19 protein-coding genes are annotated in these 17117 nt (G+C 72.1%); 7 read left to right on the forward strand and 12 right to left on the reverse strand.

From position 1 onward, the window contains the following. Positions 1–200 precede the first annotated feature (200 nt). Positions 201–1103 carry a LysR family transcriptional regulator gene (locus E1281_RS23825; RefSeq protein WP_131881790.1) on the reverse strand — a complete coding sequence of 301 codons (903 nt, stop codon included), beginning with the start codon at positions 1101–1103 and terminating at the stop codon, positions 201–203. Positions 1104–1290: 187 nt separating this feature from the next. On the opposite strand from E1281_RS23825, the gene E1281_RS23830 reads away from it, so the two are divergent. Continuing rightward, positions 1291–1596, forward strand: coding sequence for a DUF1330 domain-containing protein (locus E1281_RS23830; RefSeq protein ID WP_131881792.1), 306 nt, complete (start codon positions 1291–1293; stop codon positions 1594–1596). A 56-nt stretch (positions 1597–1652) separates the two neighbouring features. Here E1281_RS23830 and E1281_RS23835 read toward each other — a convergent pair whose 3' ends face one another. Beyond that, on the reverse strand, positions 1653–2003 hold the full coding sequence (locus tag E1281_RS23835) for an ATP-binding protein (protein ID WP_165959070.1): 351 nt from the start codon (positions 2001–2003) through the stop codon (positions 1653–1655). Positions 2004–2182: 179 nt separating this feature from the next. On the opposite strand from E1281_RS23835, the gene E1281_RS23840 reads away from it, so the two are divergent. Both E1281_RS23840 and E1281_RS23845 read left to right on the forward strand, forming a co-directional pair. After that, positions 2183–2998, forward strand: coding sequence for a helix-turn-helix transcriptional regulator (locus E1281_RS23840; protein ID WP_131881796.1), 816 nt, complete (start codon positions 2183–2185; stop codon positions 2996–2998). Then, positions 2995–3189, forward strand: coding sequence for a DUF397 domain-containing protein (locus E1281_RS23845; protein WP_131881798.1), 195 nt, complete (start codon positions 2995–2997; stop codon positions 3187–3189). Before E1281_RS23840 ends, E1281_RS23845 begins: the two co-directional genes overlap by 4 nt. A gap of 171 nt (positions 3190–3360) precedes the next feature. Here E1281_RS23845 and E1281_RS23850 read toward each other — a convergent pair whose 3' ends face one another. The 4 genes from E1281_RS23850 to E1281_RS23865 all read right to left on the reverse strand — a co-directional run bounded on the left by E1281_RS23850 (position 3361) and on the right by E1281_RS23865 (position 6015). After that, positions 3361–4605, reverse strand: a complete 1245-nt coding sequence (locus tag E1281_RS23850) for an erythromycin esterase family protein (RefSeq protein WP_131881800.1) — start codon at positions 4603–4605, stop codon at positions 3361–3363. 216 nt (positions 4606–4821) lie between these two features. Next, positions 4822–5220 carry a VOC family protein gene (locus tag E1281_RS23855; RefSeq protein WP_131881802.1) on the reverse strand — a complete coding sequence of 133 codons (399 nt, stop codon included), beginning with the start codon at positions 5218–5220 and terminating at the stop codon, positions 4822–4824. Next, on the reverse strand, positions 5217–5699 hold the full coding sequence (locus E1281_RS23860; RefSeq protein WP_131881804.1) for an acyl-CoA thioesterase: 483 nt from the start codon (positions 5697–5699) through the stop codon (positions 5217–5219). The genes E1281_RS23855 and E1281_RS23860 overlap by 4 nt, the downstream gene beginning before the upstream one ends. After that, positions 5689–6015, reverse strand: a complete 327-nt coding sequence (locus E1281_RS23865; protein ID WP_131881806.1) for a hypothetical protein — start codon at positions 6013–6015, stop codon at positions 5689–5691. Before E1281_RS23865 ends, E1281_RS23860 begins: the two co-directional genes overlap by 11 nt. A gap of 160 nt (positions 6016–6175) precedes the next feature. Here E1281_RS23865 and E1281_RS23870 point away from each other — a divergent pair, with 160 nt between their 5' ends. From E1281_RS23870 to E1281_RS42850, 4 genes are all read left to right on the forward strand, one after another. Continuing rightward, positions 6176–8125: a protein kinase gene (locus E1281_RS23870; protein WP_243717327.1), complete on the forward strand. Its 1950-nt coding sequence runs from the start codon at positions 6176–6178 to the stop codon at positions 8123–8125. Between the two features lie 326 nt (positions 8126–8451). Next, entirely contained in the window at positions 8452–9036 is a 585-nt protein-coding gene (locus tag E1281_RS23875; RefSeq protein ID WP_131881809.1) for a TMEM165/GDT1 family protein, read from the forward strand. A gap of 100 nt (positions 9037–9136) precedes the next feature. After that, complete coding sequence (locus E1281_RS23880) at positions 9137–11059, forward strand: serine/threonine-protein kinase (protein WP_165959071.1); 1923 nt, start codon at positions 9137–9139, stop codon at positions 11057–11059. Between the two features lie 265 nt (positions 11060–11324). Then, positions 11325–11561, forward strand: coding sequence for a hypothetical protein (locus tag E1281_RS42850; protein ID WP_165959069.1), 237 nt, complete (start codon positions 11325–11327; stop codon positions 11559–11561). Here the strand turns inward: E1281_RS42850 and E1281_RS23890 are convergent. The 6 genes from E1281_RS23890 to E1281_RS40440 all read right to left on the reverse strand — a co-directional run. After that, positions 11544–12122 (reverse strand): class I SAM-dependent methyltransferase, encoded by a 579-nt coding sequence (locus E1281_RS23890; RefSeq protein WP_131881815.1) that lies wholly within the window; start codon positions 12120–12122, stop codon positions 11544–11546. The genes E1281_RS42850 and E1281_RS23890 overlap by 18 nt on opposite strands. Positions 12123–12226: 104 nt before the next feature. After that, positions 12227–14455 (reverse strand): transglutaminase-like domain-containing protein, encoded by a 2229-nt coding sequence (locus tag E1281_RS23895; RefSeq protein ID WP_131881817.1) that lies wholly within the window; start codon positions 14453–14455, stop codon positions 12227–12229. Next, complete coding sequence (locus E1281_RS23900) at positions 14443–15579, reverse strand: DUF58 domain-containing protein (protein ID WP_131881819.1); 1137 nt, start codon at positions 15577–15579, stop codon at positions 14443–14445. The genes E1281_RS23895 and E1281_RS23900 overlap by 13 nt, the downstream gene beginning before the upstream one ends. Before the next feature lie 3 nt (positions 15580–15582). After that, positions 15583–16575, reverse strand: coding sequence for an AAA family ATPase (locus E1281_RS23905; RefSeq protein WP_243717323.1), 993 nt, complete (start codon positions 16573–16575; stop codon positions 15583–15585). Between the two features lie 19 nt (positions 16576–16594). Continuing rightward, positions 16595–16795, reverse strand: a complete 201-nt coding sequence (locus tag E1281_RS23910; RefSeq protein ID WP_131881821.1) for a hypothetical protein — start codon at positions 16793–16795, stop codon at positions 16595–16597. A gap of 88 nt (positions 16796–16883) precedes the next feature. Then, on the reverse strand, positions 16884–17117 hold a 234-nt coding region (locus E1281_RS40440), incomplete at its 5' end, for a hypothetical protein (RefSeq protein WP_207943449.1).

Consider the following 17117-nt stretch of genomic DNA (forward strand, 5'->3'; position numbering starts at 1 on the left):
GTCAGGCACACTCCGGACAGATGATCATAAAACCGGGAGACGACTCCGACGGCCGAGCCCGCCCGAAGCGCAAGTGAACGTCAGGTGGCCGATCGCTGACGTGTCGGATCAGGGCCGCGACGGCGCGGTGAACGCCCCGCCGGACATCGACCTCGCGTGACCTGATCCACCGGGAGGCCCGGAAGCAGGGGGCTTACGCGTCAGTCCGGCAGCCAGTGCAACTCGTGCGCCAAGGTTTTGGCGACGGCACGGAGGCGGCGGTGGAGCGGTGACTGCTCGCGCGGGAGGACCAGGTGGATCGTCAGGCTGGGAGCGCCCCGCAGCGGTCGCCAGGTGAGACCGGCCGGTTGTGCGGTGACCGCGGCTTCTCCGGCCGGGGCGAGGGTGACCCCGTCGCGCAGGTCGCGCTGATCCATGTCGAAAGAGACGGCGGGGGTGTGGAATCGGGGGTGCGGTCGGGTGTCTCGGAACAGGGCGGACAGCTGGTCGTGGACCACGGGGTTGGCCGCACGGTCCGGGAGTCGCAGCGGATACGCGGCCGCGTCGGCGATCTCGATCTCCGGGTGTTCGGCCAGCGGATGGTGCTGCGCCAGTTGGACCCCGACGCGCAAACGCCGCAGCAGGAACCGGCGCACGCCACGACCCGGCTGTTCACCGCGGGTGATCCCGGCATCGATGCGGCCGTCGGCGACCGCGGGGGAGATCTCCGGTGTCGCCATCGGGACCGCGCCGACCTCGAGTCCGCTGTTGCCGCGGATCAGCCTGTCCACCAGGGCCGGTGCCGTCTCGGACCCGGTGCTGAGGCTGTATCCGATGCGCAGCGTGCCGAGTTCACCTGCCGCCGCGCTCCGGGCGGTGTCCCATGCCCGGTCCAGCGCCGCCAGCGCGGGCGGCGCGGACTCCGCCAAAGCCGCACCGGCCGTGGTCAATACGACGCTACGCGTGTTGCGGACCAGCAGGGCCGTACCGAGTTCCGCCTCCAGTCGGCGCATCCGGGCGCTGAGTGCGGGCTGTGCGATACCGATCCGTGCGGCCGCGCGGGTGAAGTTCAACTCCTGCGCCAGCACCAGGAAGTACCGCAGGCTCACCGTGTCCGGCGCCACGTGCCCTCCCGGCCGATTGATAACGATCCGTTCTGAGTCTATCCCGTACCGGTCTTTCCCTCGGCCGCAGATCAAGCCCTAACCTGTGCATACGACGATTCAGCCGTCCGCAGTACCCGTCGCCGGGATCGACGATCTGAGGGGCGATTCGAAGTCGGACGTGTCCGGCCGAACACAGGAGGTCTCCGTGGCCAAGGGCTACTGGGTGAGTGTCTACCCCGCCATTTCCGACCCTGAGAGGCTGACTGCCTACGACGAGCTGGCCGGTCCGGCCGTCCAGGCTGGAGGCGGGCGCGTCCTGTCCCGGATCCCGTCCCGTGGCGGTCGAGTCGTCGCCCACGAGGCCGGAATCACGCAACGCGTCGTTCTGATCGAATTCGACAGCTTTGAACAGGCCGTCGCGGCCTACGACAGCGAGGCATACCAGAAGGCGCTGGTCGCCCTCCCCGACGGCGTCGAGCGCGACTTCCGCATCATCGAAGGCATCGACTGACCGGCGGGCCCAGCCATCGCTGAGCATCCATGTTCACCGCCGGCGGCGGCCCCGCGCTACGGGCGGATTCGTGCCCAGACCCACTTGCCCCCGGCGGGGTCACCGATGACGCCGCACGTGGCGGACAGGGTCCGGACGATGTGGAGGCCCCAGCCGCCGTTGTCGTCGAACGCCTCCTCGGACAGGTCGAGGTCGTCGAGGGTGAGCTCGGTCATCGGCTTGGCCTGAGGGAGTTCGTGGGCCGCGTCCCAGACGGCGATGATGACGCCGTAGGCGTCCCGGCTGAGCTGAAGGCGGATCTCCTCGTGCGGCGTCTGGCGGCTCGCATTGGTGACGAGTTCCGAGACGACGAGAAGCGCGCTGTCGAGAATGTGGAAGTAGTCCCATTTGCGGATTCGCGTGTCCACGAAAGTGCGTGCGAGCCCCACTGCCGCCGGTGTGCCCATTAGGGGCATGACCGACTCTTCGGTCGCTGTCATCGACATCGTCCCGTCCTTGCCCGAGATTCCGATTTCCTGCGGCAAGGATCACCCGAGGTGCCTAATCTATTGGTGTGCCCACCTAGGTTGAAAACTAGGGAGAAGCGATGCCCCCCGTCCGTGAACCCCTGGACCCTCGGATCTCGATGTGGCAGTTCCTGGCCTTCTACATGCGCTTCATGCGGGAGAAGGCGAACCTGTCGCTCGCCCAGTGTGGGGAGATCATGGGGGCTGCTCGCTCCACTGTTTCCAACCTGGAGGCGGGGAGGCGTCGTCCTCAGGATGATCAAATGCGACTGCTGGACGAGCGCTACGGGACGGGTCTACTTTTTCAGCTGATCCTCTGGTTTGCCCGAATGGCCCACGACCCGGACTGGGCGCGTCAGTGTATGGAGTACGAGAAGACATCCACCGCGATCAAGACTTACCACGGGAAGGCGATACCTCGCCCGTTCCAGACCGAGGGATACATTCGCGCGCTCCTCGAAACGGGGTCGACCAAGGACATCGAGGCTGGGATTGCCATGCGCGTGGAGCGGCAGCGTTTGATCTTGGAGCGCCCAGACGTGCCAACGCTCTGGATGCTTGTGGACGAGAATGTTCTGGCGTCTCCCATCGGTGGTCCCGAGGTCATGAAGTACCAGCTGGAGCATCTTCTCGACATGGCGGGCCACCAGAACGTCATCATGCGGATTGTGCCGACTGAGGCGGGTGCCCATCAGTGGTTCGACGGCCCGTTCCAGGTCATATGCCTGGAAGAGCGGGATGTCGCCTACGCCGGGGCACAACACGGCGGACGCTTGATCGAGAGCCCCATCGAGGTGAGGGACTTTTCGACTAGGTTCGAACGTATCGGTGCGAAGGCCCTCCCCGAAGACGCCTCGCGCGCCCTCGTCGAGAAGTACTTGGAGTTGTACTCATGATCGTTCATTGGCGCAAGAGCAGTCATAGCGGCGGTGTTGATGACCATCAGTGCGTTGAGCTGGGACGACTTGCGCCGGGGGCCGGTATCGGTGTGCGGGACAGCAAGGCCCCGGACGGTGGCCACCTGACCTTGTCCGTCGCGGAGTTCGCCGACCTGATCGAGCGTGTCAAGCGGTACCCGAAGCGCTGACCGTCCCACCCCCTAAACCGGGGCGAGTCGACCAGGACGGTGCCCGGCAAGGCTCACCGCGTGCGTTGACTTGCGGCGAGTTGTTGTTATGAGCGCGTCGAAAACAACAACACGCCGCAAGTCAACGTGGGGCGACCTGGCGATGTTCGTGGTGATCGTCTTGCGGCGGGCTTAGAAGGAGAGTGTTACCTCGGGGGTTGCGGTCGGGGTGCAGAGGACGGCGTCGAAGGCGTCGGGGACGGGCATTTCCAGGTCGCTGCTCTGGCTGCGGATCCGGGCGGGGAACGGGCCGCCTGCGAGGGGGCGCAGGTCGGTCAGGGTGACGGCCTCATCGAGACCGGCCCGGGTGAGTGCGCCTTCGACGCTGTCCGGCTCCGGCGGAGGCACGGGCGTGTCGGCGATGGAGAAGCCGGTGCCGGGTGTGTCGTCGGGCAGCATCTCGGGGACGCTGGCGGCGGTGTGCGTCAGTGCCAGGGAGCGGTAGTCGGCGCCCAGTTCGCGGGCCAGGTAATGCCCCATCGGGTAGGCCCACAGCTCGCCGTCGAAGTGGATCGGCGTCTTCTGTATGTGGTTGTTGTGCGCGGCCAGGACGAACCGGGTGTCGGGGTCGGCGCGGTCGAGGTGCCACTGGAGCGTGGCGGACATGAACCGTTCCCGGACGGACGTGTCCTGCGGCAGCCCGCCGCCCGCGAAGACCGCGCTCATGGTCCCGAACATGTGATCGGTGTGGCAGGCGGCCTCGATGTCGCGCAGGGCGACGTCGTACCGCTCCTGCCCCGCCGCGGCGACGTAGCGGGGCTCCAGGGCGCGTGCGCGGAGGAGCAGCCGGGCCAGGGCCGCGGTCAGCGCGTCCTGGTCGGCCCGGTCGAGCCTGCCCCAGCCGGGGGCGGCCAGCGCCATCGAGGCCCCGGTGAACTCGTCCGATATACGGAGCGCCGTCTCCACGAAGGAGACCGCGTCGGGGTCGACCTCCCGCAGGTAGTCGGCGACCGGCTCCAGCGCGGGACGCAGCGCCCCTCCGGCCTGCGGCACATCGACGCCCGCGAAGTCGAGGGGATGCTCACTGGTCCGGTTGTGCTCGCGGAGCCGGGCGGCCAACTCGCCGGTCATTCCCGCGAACGTGGTGCCCGGCATGCCGGGCAGCTCGTCCTCGCCGCCCGCACCGCGTATCCAGCGGCCGAGCGGGCGGCCCTCGGCGAAGCCGAACTCGAAGGCCAGCACGGTGAACCCGCAGCGCTCGGCGAGGAAGCGGAGGAGCCGGAAACGGGCGGCGGTGAACTCGCGGACGAAGTGGCAGCCCTCGCCCAGCGCGACGACGCGGGCGTCGCCGACGATGTCGCGCAGGGGCTCGAGGTCGTCCAGCGGCGCGGCCGGGTCGAGGCCCCCGAGGACGGCGGGCTGGAAAAGGTCGGACATGGCGTGACTCCAGTCGTGGCAGAGATGACTCTCGTTCACCGAGGGGAGCGCGAGGCAGCACCGGCCCCCGGTCTCACCGACCGGTCGGGGGACGCGCTCCCGGGAAGCGCGTCACAGAAACAGACTGCCCGTCGCCATGATCCTCACCGTACCCGCCCGGCGACGCCCACCGCCAACAAGATCAGCACCGGGGGGACCGCGTGGGTTCGGCGTCAGTCAGCCGGGATGCACGATCTCCCAGAGGTGGCCGTCGGGGTCGGCGATGGTGCCGGTGTAGCCCCACTCCTGCTGCTCCGGCTCGGTCGCGACCTTGCCGCCGGCTTCCACCGCCGTGCGAACCAGATCGTCCACGGCGCCGGTCGAGTCGACGGTAAGGCTCAGGTGGCACTCGACGGTGCCGGGGGCGGCGGTGGCCCGGCCGGCGGTGACCCAGCCGAACCCCCCGGTCGGGATGTACATGACACGTGCGCGTTCGTTGACGACCACCTGGAGGGGCTCGGGAACCCCGTCCTCGGCGAGTTCTCCCGGGGTCTCGAACCCCAGCGCCCGCGCGAAGGCGTACGCCCGCCGGCGGTCTTCGGTCGGGACGGCGATGGTGATCTCAAAGGTGTTCATGGTCGTGTCGACCGTAGCCGCCGCCGCGAATCATCGGTCGGTCGGTCGGTCGCGGGGAGTCCCAGGATGTGCGGCTGTGCGGCTCGGGAGAGCCATTCGCGGGACGGGGCGGTCAGCAGGCGGCGGGCCTTCAGGTCGATCAGGCCGCTCACGTGGTTCACCTCGGCGGCCACCGCGCCGTCCGGTCGGCGGAAGACGTGCTCGACGCGGTAGGTCTTGCCCTCGCCCCACTTCCAGTCGCAGGAGACATCGACCTCGTCCCCTGCTCGCAGTTCGCTGTGATACCGGATGACGGTTTCGAGGTTCACGGGGCCGAAGCCGTCGCTGAGCATCTCTTCTACCGAGACGCCCGCGGCCTGCACGCACGCGAAGCGGGCGTGGTCCGCGTACTGGACGTAGACGGCGCCGTTGAGGTGGAGTTGCGGGTCGACCTCGTACACCCGCACCTGGAAGCGCACGCTGAACGGCTCACTGCTCATCGTCTGCCTCCGGGTCGGCCAGCCATTGAAGGGACCGGTCGCTGAGGTAGCGCCTGCCGTCGTCCCGGACCTCCAGCCAGTCGCCTTTCACCCAGCCGCCGGCGGCCTGCGGCGAGAAGCCGTGTTTGCGGAACAGCCGGCTGGACTCGTCGCGGGTGAGGCCGCGGCGCCCCCACTCCGCCATGACGGCGAGGTAGCGGGCCTCCTCCGGGTGCTGGGAGGCGCCGGAAATGGCATCGGCCAAGGCGGCGAGCCCTCGGCTGACCTGCCGGAGTGCCGCCGCCACCTGATCGAGGTCTGGTGGTGATGCGCTCATGGCCGCAAAGCCTAGCAATCGATAGCGATTGCACAAGCGATGACCCCTTCGCGCGTTAGTGCGAGATGTGTGCCGTCCGGTCGCTTCGTGGTCACGGCTGGTGGATCGTCGGGGTTCTGATCATGATTGGTGGGTGGATGGCGAGGAGGGTGCGGTGAGGATGCTGTCGGGGCGTTATGAGCTCCTGGATCCCTTGGGACGGGGCGGCATGGGGGTGGTGTACCGGGCGCGTGACCAGCAGTTGGATCGGCTCGTGGCCGTCAAGGTGATGCCCGCGCAGATGCTGCGCGACGAGGGTTTCCGGGCCCGGTTCCGGAGGGAGGCGCGGGCGGCGGCGGGTTTGTCGCATCCCAGCATCGCGGTCATCCACGACACCGGTGAGGACGCCGAGGGCGAAGAGCCGGTCCCGTATCTGGTGATGGAGTTGGTGGAGGGAAGGACGCTGGCCGATCTGCTGCGCGAGGCGTCGCCCACACTCGGCGAGGCCGGGCAGATCGTGGTGGCGGTGTTGGAGGCGTTGGAGCACAGCCACGGGCGGGAGGTGGTGCACCGCGACATCAAGCCGGCCAACATCATGGTCCACCGCGCCGGCGGCCGGGTGCGGGTGAAGGTGCTGGATTTCGGGATCGCCAAGCTCATGTCGGAGACCGCGACCCGGTTGACCGCCACCGGACTGGTGATCGGCACCCCGTCCTACATGTCGCCCGAACAGGCCGACGGCGAGGCCGCCGATGCGTACTCCGATCTGTACTCCACCGGATGCGTGCTGTACGAGATGCTCACCGGCCGGCCGCCCTTTACCGGCGACTCGCACAGCGTCGTGCTCTTCCAGCACGTAAACAAGACCCCGCGGCCGCCCTCGCAACTGAACCCGGTCCTGGACGCCTTCTGGGACCAGGTGCTGGCGACCGCGCTCGCCAAAGATCCCCGGCAGCGCTACCGGGACGCCGCGGCGATGCGGCAGGCCATCGAAACCGGCACGACCGCCCCCGGCCAGGCGCCCCCGCAGACTCCGGCCCCTTCGTCGGCCCGCTCCGACGCCCCAACGCGAACTCACGTCGCTGCCCCGCCGCACCGGACCCTGACCCGCCGCCGCCTGCTCACCCGACTCGGCGCCGGATTGGGGGTCGCAGGCCTGGCCGCCGCCCTGCCCGCCGCGCACTACATCTCCACCCGGGACGAGAGCACCACCCCCACCGGTGAGATCCTCAACGGCCACACCGGCGGCGTCCGCTCGGTGGCGTTCAGCCCGGACGGCAAGCTCCTGGCCAGTTGCAGCAATGACGAAACCGTGCGGTTGTGGGACGCGGCCACTCGCCGCCTTGTAGGCCGTCCCCTCACCGGCCACACGGACTCTGTCGGCGAGGTGGCGTTCAGTCCGGACGGCAAGCTGCTGGCAGCCGGGGGCAGTGACGCCACCGTCCGGTTCTGGGATGTGGCCACCCACGTCCCCGTCGGGGGTCCCCTCACCGGCCACAACGACTCCGTCTACTCAATGGCGTTCAGCCCGGACGGCAAGCTCCTGGCCGTCTCGGATGACGACACGGTGTGGTTGTGGGACGTGGCCGCCCGCACGACCGTAGGCCGCCTCCGAATCGCCACCGACCCGCACAGCCTCGTCGTCGGGGTGGCGTTCAGTCCGGACGGCAGAACTCTGGCCGTCACCGATGACGACGCCGCGCAGTTGTGGGACGTGGGAACCCGGCGCCCTGCCGGCCGCCCCTTCGCCGGCCACACCGACTCCGTCTACTCCCTGGCGTTCAGCCTGGACGGGAAGCTCCTGGCCACCGGCTCCAGTGACGGGACCATACGGTTGTGGGAGGTGGCAACCCACACCCCTATCGGTCACCCCCTCACCGGCCACCACCAGAACATCGACTCTGTGGCGTTCAGTCCGGACGGGAAGATTCTGGCCTCCAGCAGTGATGACGAGACCGTGCGTCTGTGGGACGTGGCTTCCCGCCGCCCCATCGGCCGTTCCCTCGCCGACCACAGCGATGGCGTCAACTCGGTGGCGTTCAGTCCGGACGGCAAGCTCCTGGCCACCGGCAGCCACGACGACACCGTGCGGTTGTGGCGACTGGAGGAGGGCCTGGCTTCCAATCATTGAAATCGGGCCCGCCACCCGGGGCGGGTTCGCGCCCTCGGTCCGTGGCCGGTGCCACATCGCGTGACGTGGCGCATCGGGTACAGTCGGGGGCGGCGAAGGGGAGTAGTCCTGTAACACCGCTGGTCGACACGCTGGACGCCTCCGGGCGTCCCGGCCACCGGGCCCGCCGCATCCGTGCGGGGGGTGGACGAGACCTTCGGCCACGGCATGACCCGGCCTGCGCGACCGCGCGGGCCGTACCGTCGTGCCGGGCCGAGTGGTCCCCCTGGACGCCTTCTGGGTGTCGACCGACGCACGCGGCCCGGCCCCAGCAGAAGGTTGCGCACATGACCCTGGACCCTCTGGCGGTCGTCACCGCGTTCGGGTTGATCTTCCTCGCCGAGCTTCCCGACAAGACGATGTTCGCCTCGCTCGCCATGGGCACGCGGATGCGCCCGCTGTACGTGTGGTTCGGGACGTCCACGGCGTTCATCGTGCACGTCGCGATCGCGGTGGGCGCCGGAAGCCTGCTCGGCCTCCTGCCCGCCATGGCCGTCAAGCTGGTGTCCGCCGCCCTGTTCGCGTTCGGCGCCTTCGTGCTGATGCGCGGCGGGGACGACGATGACGAGGACGACCAGGCCGGCCAGAGGATCACCCGGTTCTGGCCCTCCTACACCGCCGCCTTCACGGCCGTGTTCGTCAGCGAGTGGGGCGACCTGACCCAGATCACCACGGCCAACCTGGCCGCCACCGGCGGGTGGCTGCCGACGGCGATCGGCTCGGCCGCCGCCCTGATGTCGGTGTCGGCCCTGGCGCTGCTGGCGGGCAGGTTCATCGCCAAGCGCGTCCCGCTGAAGATCGTCCAGCGCGTCGGCGGCCTGTGCATGGCGGGCCTGGCGGTCTGGATGCTCGTCGAGGCGTTCACCGTCTGAGGCGTTTCGTGGTGATCGGTCGGCGGAGGGTGACGTGCCGCCGACCGCCCGGTCCGCGGGCCCTAGCATGATCTTCTCCGGTGTGCCTTCAGGGGAGACGATGGACCCACTGCGACCGCACGATCCTGAGCGGATCGGCTCCTACCGGCTGCGGAGCCGGCTGGGGGCCGGGGGGATGGGCGAGGTCTTCCTGGCCGCCTCGCCCGGTGGCCGCGAGGTGGTGGTGAAGGTCATCCGGCCCGAGCTGGCGGGGACCGCGAGTGCGCGCCGCCGTTTCGCCCGCGAGATCGCGGCGGCGCAGCGCGTCGGCGGGTTCCACACCGCGCAGGTCGTGGACGCCGCGCCGCACGCCGAGCCGCCGTGGATGGTCACCGAGTACATTCCCGGACCGTCCCTGCAGCGGCTGGTGCGGGACGCCGGGCCGCTGTCCCCCGAGAACGTGCGCGCGCTCGCCGCCCAGCTCGCCGAGGGGCTGTCCGCGATCCACGCCTGCGGGCTGGTGCACCGCGATCTCAAGCCGGGCAACGTGATCATGGCGGGGGACGGGGCGCGGATCATCGACTTCGGCGTCGCGCGCATGGAGGACGCGAGTGTCCTCACCGAGTCCGGCGGGGTCGTCGGAACGTACGCGTTCATGTCGCCCGAACAGGTCAACGCCGGTGGGGTCGGGCCGTCCAGCGACGTCTTCTCGCTGGGCTCGGTACTCGCATGGGCGGCCACCGGCCACAGCCCCTTCGCCGCCGCCACCATCCCGGCGATCGTGCTCCGCATCGTCAACGCCGAGCCCGATCTGGGAGGGATCCCCGGTGATCTGCGGGGAGTGATCTCGGCCTGCCTGGCCAAGGACCCGGCGGGCCGGCCGACCGCCCCCGACGTGCTGGGGTGGCTGTCCGGCTCGGACGGGGCGGCCTTCGTGCCGCCTCCGCCCGCTCCCTCGCCCCCGTCCCGCACCGAACCTTCCGCCGGCGGGTCGGGGACGGCGCGGCCGACGCCGGTGCCGCGCCGCCGTTTCCTGCTGGCGGGGCTCGCCGGCGTGACCGCGGTCGCCGTCCCGGCGGTCGTCGTGGCCGTGCGCGACTCCGGCGCCGAGGCGCGGCCCAGGACCCCGGCCCCGACCCCGACCATGACGATCCACGAGGGCGTGCTCGCCAACGGGCATGGAGCCGTGGTCACGGACGTGGCGTTCACCGCGAAGGGCGACGTCCTCGCCAGCGGCGGCGCCGACGGGCCCGTCCTGCTGTGGAACGTGACGACGGGCGCACGGATCCGCGCCCTGGAGGGCCACGCCTACCCGCTGGTCGCGATGATCTTCAGTGCGGACGGCAGGACCCTGACCACCGGCGCGGAGGGCGTCATGACCTGGGACGCGGCGACGGGCCGCAGGACGGGCACCATTTCCACCGCCGGGCGCTCCGAGCACCCCGTCCCGATCGTCGCGATGGCCCTCAGTCCGGACGGGAAGTACCTGGCGACGGACGCGTCCGGGGGCGACGCGATGCTGTGGGACGCCGCGACCGGCGGGCGCGTCCGGACCTTCACCGGGGACGCCGGCGCGTCGCTGGCCTTCACCCCGGACGGCCGTGCGCTGGCGGGCGGCGGCGGCAGTGTGCGCCTGTGGGACGTGAACACCGGCGCGACCATCCGGACCTTCGCCGGGATCAAGGGTCGCGCCCACTCGGTCGCGGTCAGCCCGGACGGGCGCATCCTGGCCGGGAGCAGCGACACCGGCCCCGCCCTGCTCTGGGACCTGGCCACGGGCAGGAGGATCCGCGAGCTCTCCGGCATGGGGAACTCCTCCGGCCCGATGGCCTTCAGCCCGGACAGCGGGTTCCTGGCCACGGCCCCCGCCTCCGATGCCACGATGGCCGGGGAGATCTCGCTGTGGGACGTGCGCACCGGTGAGGTCGCCCGCACGCTCACGGGGCACTCCGGCGACGTCAACGCGCTCGCCTTCCACCCCGGCGGCAAGGCCCTGGCGAGCGCCGGCCGGGACCGGACCGTCCGCCTCTGGAACCTCGCGTGAAGCGGGTCCGCGGTCACTGACGGCGACGCCTGAGGACGCCGCCTGCCCCGCCCGCGAGGGTGCCCACCTCTACTCGGCCGCCATCGACCTCGGCCCCTGCGTCGCCCCGCACCCCTCCTCGCTCGCCGTCGCCCTCCTCGCCTACGGCGCCACCGCCGAGGTCCACGGCCGGTCCCCGCTGGGCATCGCCGACCTGTACGGGGACGGCGGCGACCCGACGCGCGACCATCGCCTGGAGCCCGGCGAGATCCTCCAGGCGATCGGGATGCCCGCGCCGGTTCCGGCCGAACGGGCCGCCTACCGCCGCGCCACCACCCGCGAGATGGCGGACTGGCCCCTGGTCGAAGCCGCCGTCCGCCTCACCTTCGACGGCGACACCATCGCCACCGCCGCCGTCGCCGCGGGCGGAGTGGCCCGCACGCCCCTCCTCCTTCCGGAGGTGGGCGACGCGCTGCTCGGCGGGCCCGCCGACGCGCGAACCGCGTCAGGTGCCCCGGCGTAGGCGGTACCACTGGGGCGAGGTCTTGTTCATCGGCCAGCCCAGCCCCGCGGTCTCGGCGGGCCGGACGTCGAGCAGTTCCCAGTCCGGGAACGCGGCCTCGACCTCTGCCTGCGACACCCCGCCTATCCGGGAGCGCAGCCGGGTGGGGCCGAAGGCCAACATGAGCAAGGTCGAGCCGGGGTTGGCCAGCGCGGTGACGCCCCGTCCCTCGGCCCGCTGCCGTTCGGTGCCGAACCCTTGGAAACAGCCGATGTCGAGGAAGAAGTCGAACGTTCCGAGGTCGGCCGACGCGAGGTCGGTCACGTCGCCGACGACGTAGGTGACCCCGTTCCCCTCCCGGCGCCCGGCCTCCTCGATCGCGGCCGGGACGTAGTCGACGCCGACCGCCTCCCAGCCCCGGCGTCCGAGCTCGGGCGTGAACTGGCCCCGGCCGCAGCCGAGGTCGAGGGCCCGCCCGAGCGGACGGGAGCGCTCGGTCTCCTCCCGGTCCAGCAGGGCGGCGATGCTGTCCGACGCGGACTTGCCGTAGCGCTCCCAGGGCGTCATGCCGAAGCGATACATACGGGCGTAATTCGTCACATTTAATGACCCTCTCACGGGGTTTCCGGACCCCCGCACCGGGGTGTGCCGCGGCGGGCCGGGCTTTGACAAGGCGGGGAGACCTCCTAACTTTCTGGGACAGCATTCCGTTTATTGAGACAAGGGCCGGAGGACGCCGACCAGAACGGCGCACGCGGATTCCACCACCACGACAGGCGGCGCGGCAGCGGGCAGGAGCGCCGCAACCCGGTGGCCAGCGCGTCGACCCCCTCGGACGTGAACGCGGCGTCGTCCTGCGTGACCGGGCCACCGAAGCCCGCGGCGTTCACCAGCGCCGCCAGCCGGCGCAGCCGGGCGGGATCGGTTCCCGGCAACCGCTCCGCGAGCCGCGCCGACACCTCGGCGGGCGTGGCCGACGCGGGGACGGTGAGGCCCGCGAGCCGCATCGCCACCAGAAGCTCCGTCCAGGCGGCCAGGATCCGCTCGGGCGCCCCGCCCCGGCGCGTCCCGCGCGGCCCGCGGAGCCGAAGCAACGGCACCACCAGCAGAAAGAGGAGGAGCAGGAGCAGCGGGGGAACGATCAGCAGGGTGAACCCGCGGCCGTCCGCCGGCGGCCCGGCGCGGCGTGCGCCGACGCCCGCCGCTTCGTCCGCTCCGTCGTCGCGGTGCGTACCTTCGCCGCCGGTCCGCTCCGCCGGGCGCGGGTCCGGGGACGAGGCGGAACGTTTCCGCGGGTTCGGGTCGTACGGGACCCAGCCCAGGCCCTCGAAGTAGACCTCGCCCCAGGCCACCGCGTCACCGGTGCGGATCACGCGTTCGCCTCCACCGCTCCCGGCCCCGAACCCGACCACCACGCGGCTCGGCAGCCCGGCGGCGCGGGCGAGGACCGCGAACGCGCTGGCGAACTGCTCGGAGGTGGCGCCGCCGCCCTTCCGGCCCGGCGGGACCAGCAGGTCCGTGAGCTCGGCGTAGCCGTGCCCGCCCAGGGCGCCCGGCTCGAAGGTGTAGGAGTCGCGCAGGTACTCGGCGATCCGGGACGCGCGCCGGTGCGCGGTGCCGTCCCCGGCCGCCGCACGGGCGATGTCGACCAGGCGCGCCGGGGCGCCCGGCGGCAGCCGCAGGTAGCGCCCGTGCCCGGCTCCGGAGGCGGCGGCCTTCGAGCCCTTCCATCCGCGCCAGTCCGGGACCGTCCCGGCCGCCGTGTACGACCGTCCGGTCAGCGGGCCGTCCAGGGACAGCAGCGTGCCGGAGACCGCGTCGTGGCCGATCGCGATCCCCGCCACCCGGGTGGCGGCGCCTGGAACCGGCACCCAGTCGCCGGGCAGATCTCCGACCGAGACCCGCACCGTGGTCCGCCTCGTCCGCGGCGGTTCCACTTCGGCGGGCGGCAGTACCGGCCCCGCGGGACGGTAGGTGCTGTCAGGCAGCCACACCGGTCCGGTGAACTCCGCGAGCGCGACCCACCGCAGATCCGTTCGCGGACCCGACACCGTCATCAGCGGCACGTCGGGATGGGCCGCCCACACCGACAGGTAGGCCAGCGGATTGCGGACCTCCCGCGGTTTCCCGGGGGCCTCGTTCTGCCTGCGCGGGTCTTCCGCCCGTACCGGCCAGCCGTCCAGCACGCGTGGCGCCGCGACGGCCGCGCCGGCACCGGGAAGGGTCACCGCGCACGCCACCGCCGCCCCCGCCGCGGCGACACGGGGGAGGGAACCGCGCCGTGCGCGTCCCGCGGCCGGGGCCGGGACCCGGAGCGTGAACCCGGCCCGTGCGGTATCGGGAGCGGCCCGCGGAGCCCAGGCCAGCGAGCCCGCCGCCGCGACCGCGAGCAGCGCCGCCGACCGGTATCCGGGCTCAATCGCCTCCGGGTTGAGCGCGCCGGCCCCGCACAGGAGCACGGTGCCGGGCAGCAGCGCGGGCAGGGGCCGGCCGTCACGGCTCAGCACGGTGGCGATCGCCCCGGCGAGCCACACCGCCAGCACCGGGAACGCCAGCAGGTCGACGGTCGCCGGCGGATGCGGGGCCGTGGTGAGGATGCGGGCACCCGAGTGCAGGACGGCGTCCACCACCGCGGGCAGCGGCTCCTCGACCGGTCCGGGGGACCAGGCCGCCAGCGCGGCCAGCGCGACCAGGGCCACGGGCAGCCCCGCCGGTACCGCGACGGGCCCGAGGCCGCGCAGCAGCCGGTGCGCGGCCGAGGTCACGGCCACCGCCGCGATCGCCGTACCGCCCAGCACGAACACCACCGGCGCCGGCCGCTCGTACCCGGCGGCGAGGAGTGGCGCCGGTGCCGCCGCGGCCAGGCTCATCATGGCGGCCGCGAGGACGGCCCGCGCCCGGTTCACCGGGTCCACCAGCGCCCGCGGTCCCAGGCGGCGGCGAAGTCCGCCGGGGTGTCGGCGCGCAGGAGCCGCACGCCGGGGGGCGGTGCGGGGGGTTCCGCTTCGGAAGGGGCGCCTATCAGGGCGACCAGCGACGGTACGCGCCGCGCGGCGAGAGCGCCCAGCGCCGCGGCGGTGTCCTCGGCGGCCGTCCCGGCGGGCAGCAGGACGATCGCGCGCCCGGCGGGACCGGAGCGCAGCCGTGCGCAGGCGGCCGCGAAGTCCGCGCCTGGACGGGCCGTCGCCTCGGCGAGCAGGTCCAGGTGGGCGGTGGCCCCGGCGGCCGCGGGCGTGCGCCCGCCGCCGACCAGGCGCAGTTCGACCGGGAGGTCCGGGCCGGACAGCACGATCGAGGCCGCCACCTCGGCGAGGTCGTCCAGTTCCGCCGGGCCGCGCCGGTCGTCGACGAGCACGGTGACGCCGGAACGGGTGGAGTCGGCGTGCTCGCGCACCATCAGGCGCCCGCGGCGGGCCGAGGTCCGCCAGTGGATCCGGCGGACATCGTCACCGGGCGCGTGCTCGCGCAACCCCGCGAACGCGCCCTCGGTCGCCCGGGTCGCGACCGACGAGGGGTCCCGGCCGCCCGCACCGGCCGCGGGCAGGGCGGCGAGCGTGTGGTGGCGGGGGTGCACCAGCAGTCGCACGGGCTCGTCGTCGGCTCGCCGGGCGGCCCGCACCAGTCCCAGCGGATCCGTGCGGACCAGGGCGAGCGGGCCCACCTCCAGCACGCCCCGCCGCTGCGCGGTCAGCTCGTAACGCGTGCGGGCACGGGCCGGGCCCAGCGGGAGGACGAACGTGCCCGCGGACGCGGTGACCCGTTCGGCGGCGGTCACCCGGCCCGTGTCCGTGCCGCCGACCTCGACGATGAGCGTGACCGACTCGCCGGCGCGCACCCGCCTGTTCGTGACCCTGCGGTGCACCCGCGCGGCGCGGGGCGGCCGGGCCAGGGCCATGGCCAGCGCGACGGTCGGGAACGCGAGCGCGCCCAGCGCCCCCGGTGCCAGGTGGCCCGAACCGAGACCGCCCCCGGCCAGGACGGCCCCCGAGACGAGCAGCCCCCAACCGCGGCGGGTGGGGCGGGGTGTGCCGCCTGCCATGGGCTAGCGCCGGGTCCCGTGCGGCCCCGGCACCGGAACCTCGGCCAGGACATCGGCCAGGAGCACCGCGGTCTCCTGCGCCGTGGCGGCGCCCGACAACGGCACCAACCGGTGCCCCCACACCGGCCCGGCCAGGGTCTTGATGTCCTCCGGGGTGACATAGACGCGGGCATCGGCCAGCGCGTACATGCGGGCCGCCCGGCACAGCGCGATGGACGCGCGCATCGACACCCCGGCCCGCAGCCGAGGATGCCGGCGGGTTCGCTGGGCCAGCCGCACCACGTACTCGTACACCGGATCGGCGAACACGACCCGCTGGGCGGCGGCGGCCAGCCGCGTGAAGTCGGTGCCGCCCAGCACGGACGCCAGGTCCTCGGGTGCGGTCTGGTCCGAGCCTCGCATCAGCGAAAGCTCCGCCTCCTCGCCCGGGTACCCCAGCGACAGCCGCATCAGGAACCGGTCGAGCTGGGCCTCCGGCAGCGGGAAGGTGCCTTCCAGGTCGACCGGGTTCTGGGTCGCGACGACCAGGAACGGGTGCGGTACGGGGTGGGCCCTGCCGTCCACCGTGACCTGTGTCTCCTGCATGACCTCCAGCAGCGCCGACTGCGTCTTGGGGGAGGTCCGGTTGATCTCGTCCACGATGACGACGTTGGCGAAGACGGGCCCGGGGTGGAACTCGAACTCACGGGTCTGGTCGTTGAAGATCGTTACGCCGGTGATGTCGGACGGCAGCAGGTCGGGGGTGCACTGCACGCGGCGCACCGTCCCGCCGGTCACCGCGGCCAGCCCGCGGGCCAGGGTCGTCTTGCCCATACCGGGCAGGTCCTCCAGCAGGACGTGCCCGCCCGTGGCGAACGCGGTGAGGACCAGCCGCACCGTCGCGGGAGCGCAGCGGGCCACCGCCCCGACGCCGGCCGCCATCCGCTCGAAGGCGTCGGCCGCCAGCACCGCCTCCTCACCCGTTATCGCGACGAACTCGGCCGTGGTGGTGCTCAAAACTCGTCCTTTCCCGGTGTCAGCCGCAGTTGCCCCAGCCGGACGACGCGCTCGCGCCGGACGCGCCGCCGGAGAAGCGGACGCAGATACCGGGGGCGTTCACGTACACCGGCCCGGCGTAGTACTTGAACGTGCCGCTGTCGTTCCCGACCTCCCCGCCGCTCCGCTCCTGCAGGCGGACCCACACGTGAGTGCTCTTGCCGACGTTCTCGGTCTTCATCGTGACCGCGCAATTCCGCTTGGTACTACGGCTGTAGAGTTGGTAGGCACGCCCGCCGGAGAACGGCAGGGATCGCTGCACGGTGTAGTCACCGCCGCTGCCGCCGCTGTTGCAGACCTGCTGCGGCGTGTACGGGTTCTTCGTGGGTTTCGGCTTCGGAGTGGTGGGTTTCGGGTTCGGAGTGGTGGGCTTCGGGTTCGGAGTGGTGGGCTTGGGCCTCGGGTTCGGAGTCGTGGGTCCGGAGGTCGGCCTCGAAGTCGAGGGCCTCGGCCTCGGCCTCGGCCTTGGTCTTGAGGGCGATCGCGTCCGGGCGGGCCTGGTG

This window comes from Actinomadura sp. KC345 (assembly GCF_004348515.1).
In the GTDB taxonomy this organism is placed as follows: Bacteria; Actinomycetota; Actinomycetes; order Streptosporangiales; family Streptosporangiaceae; genus Spirillospora.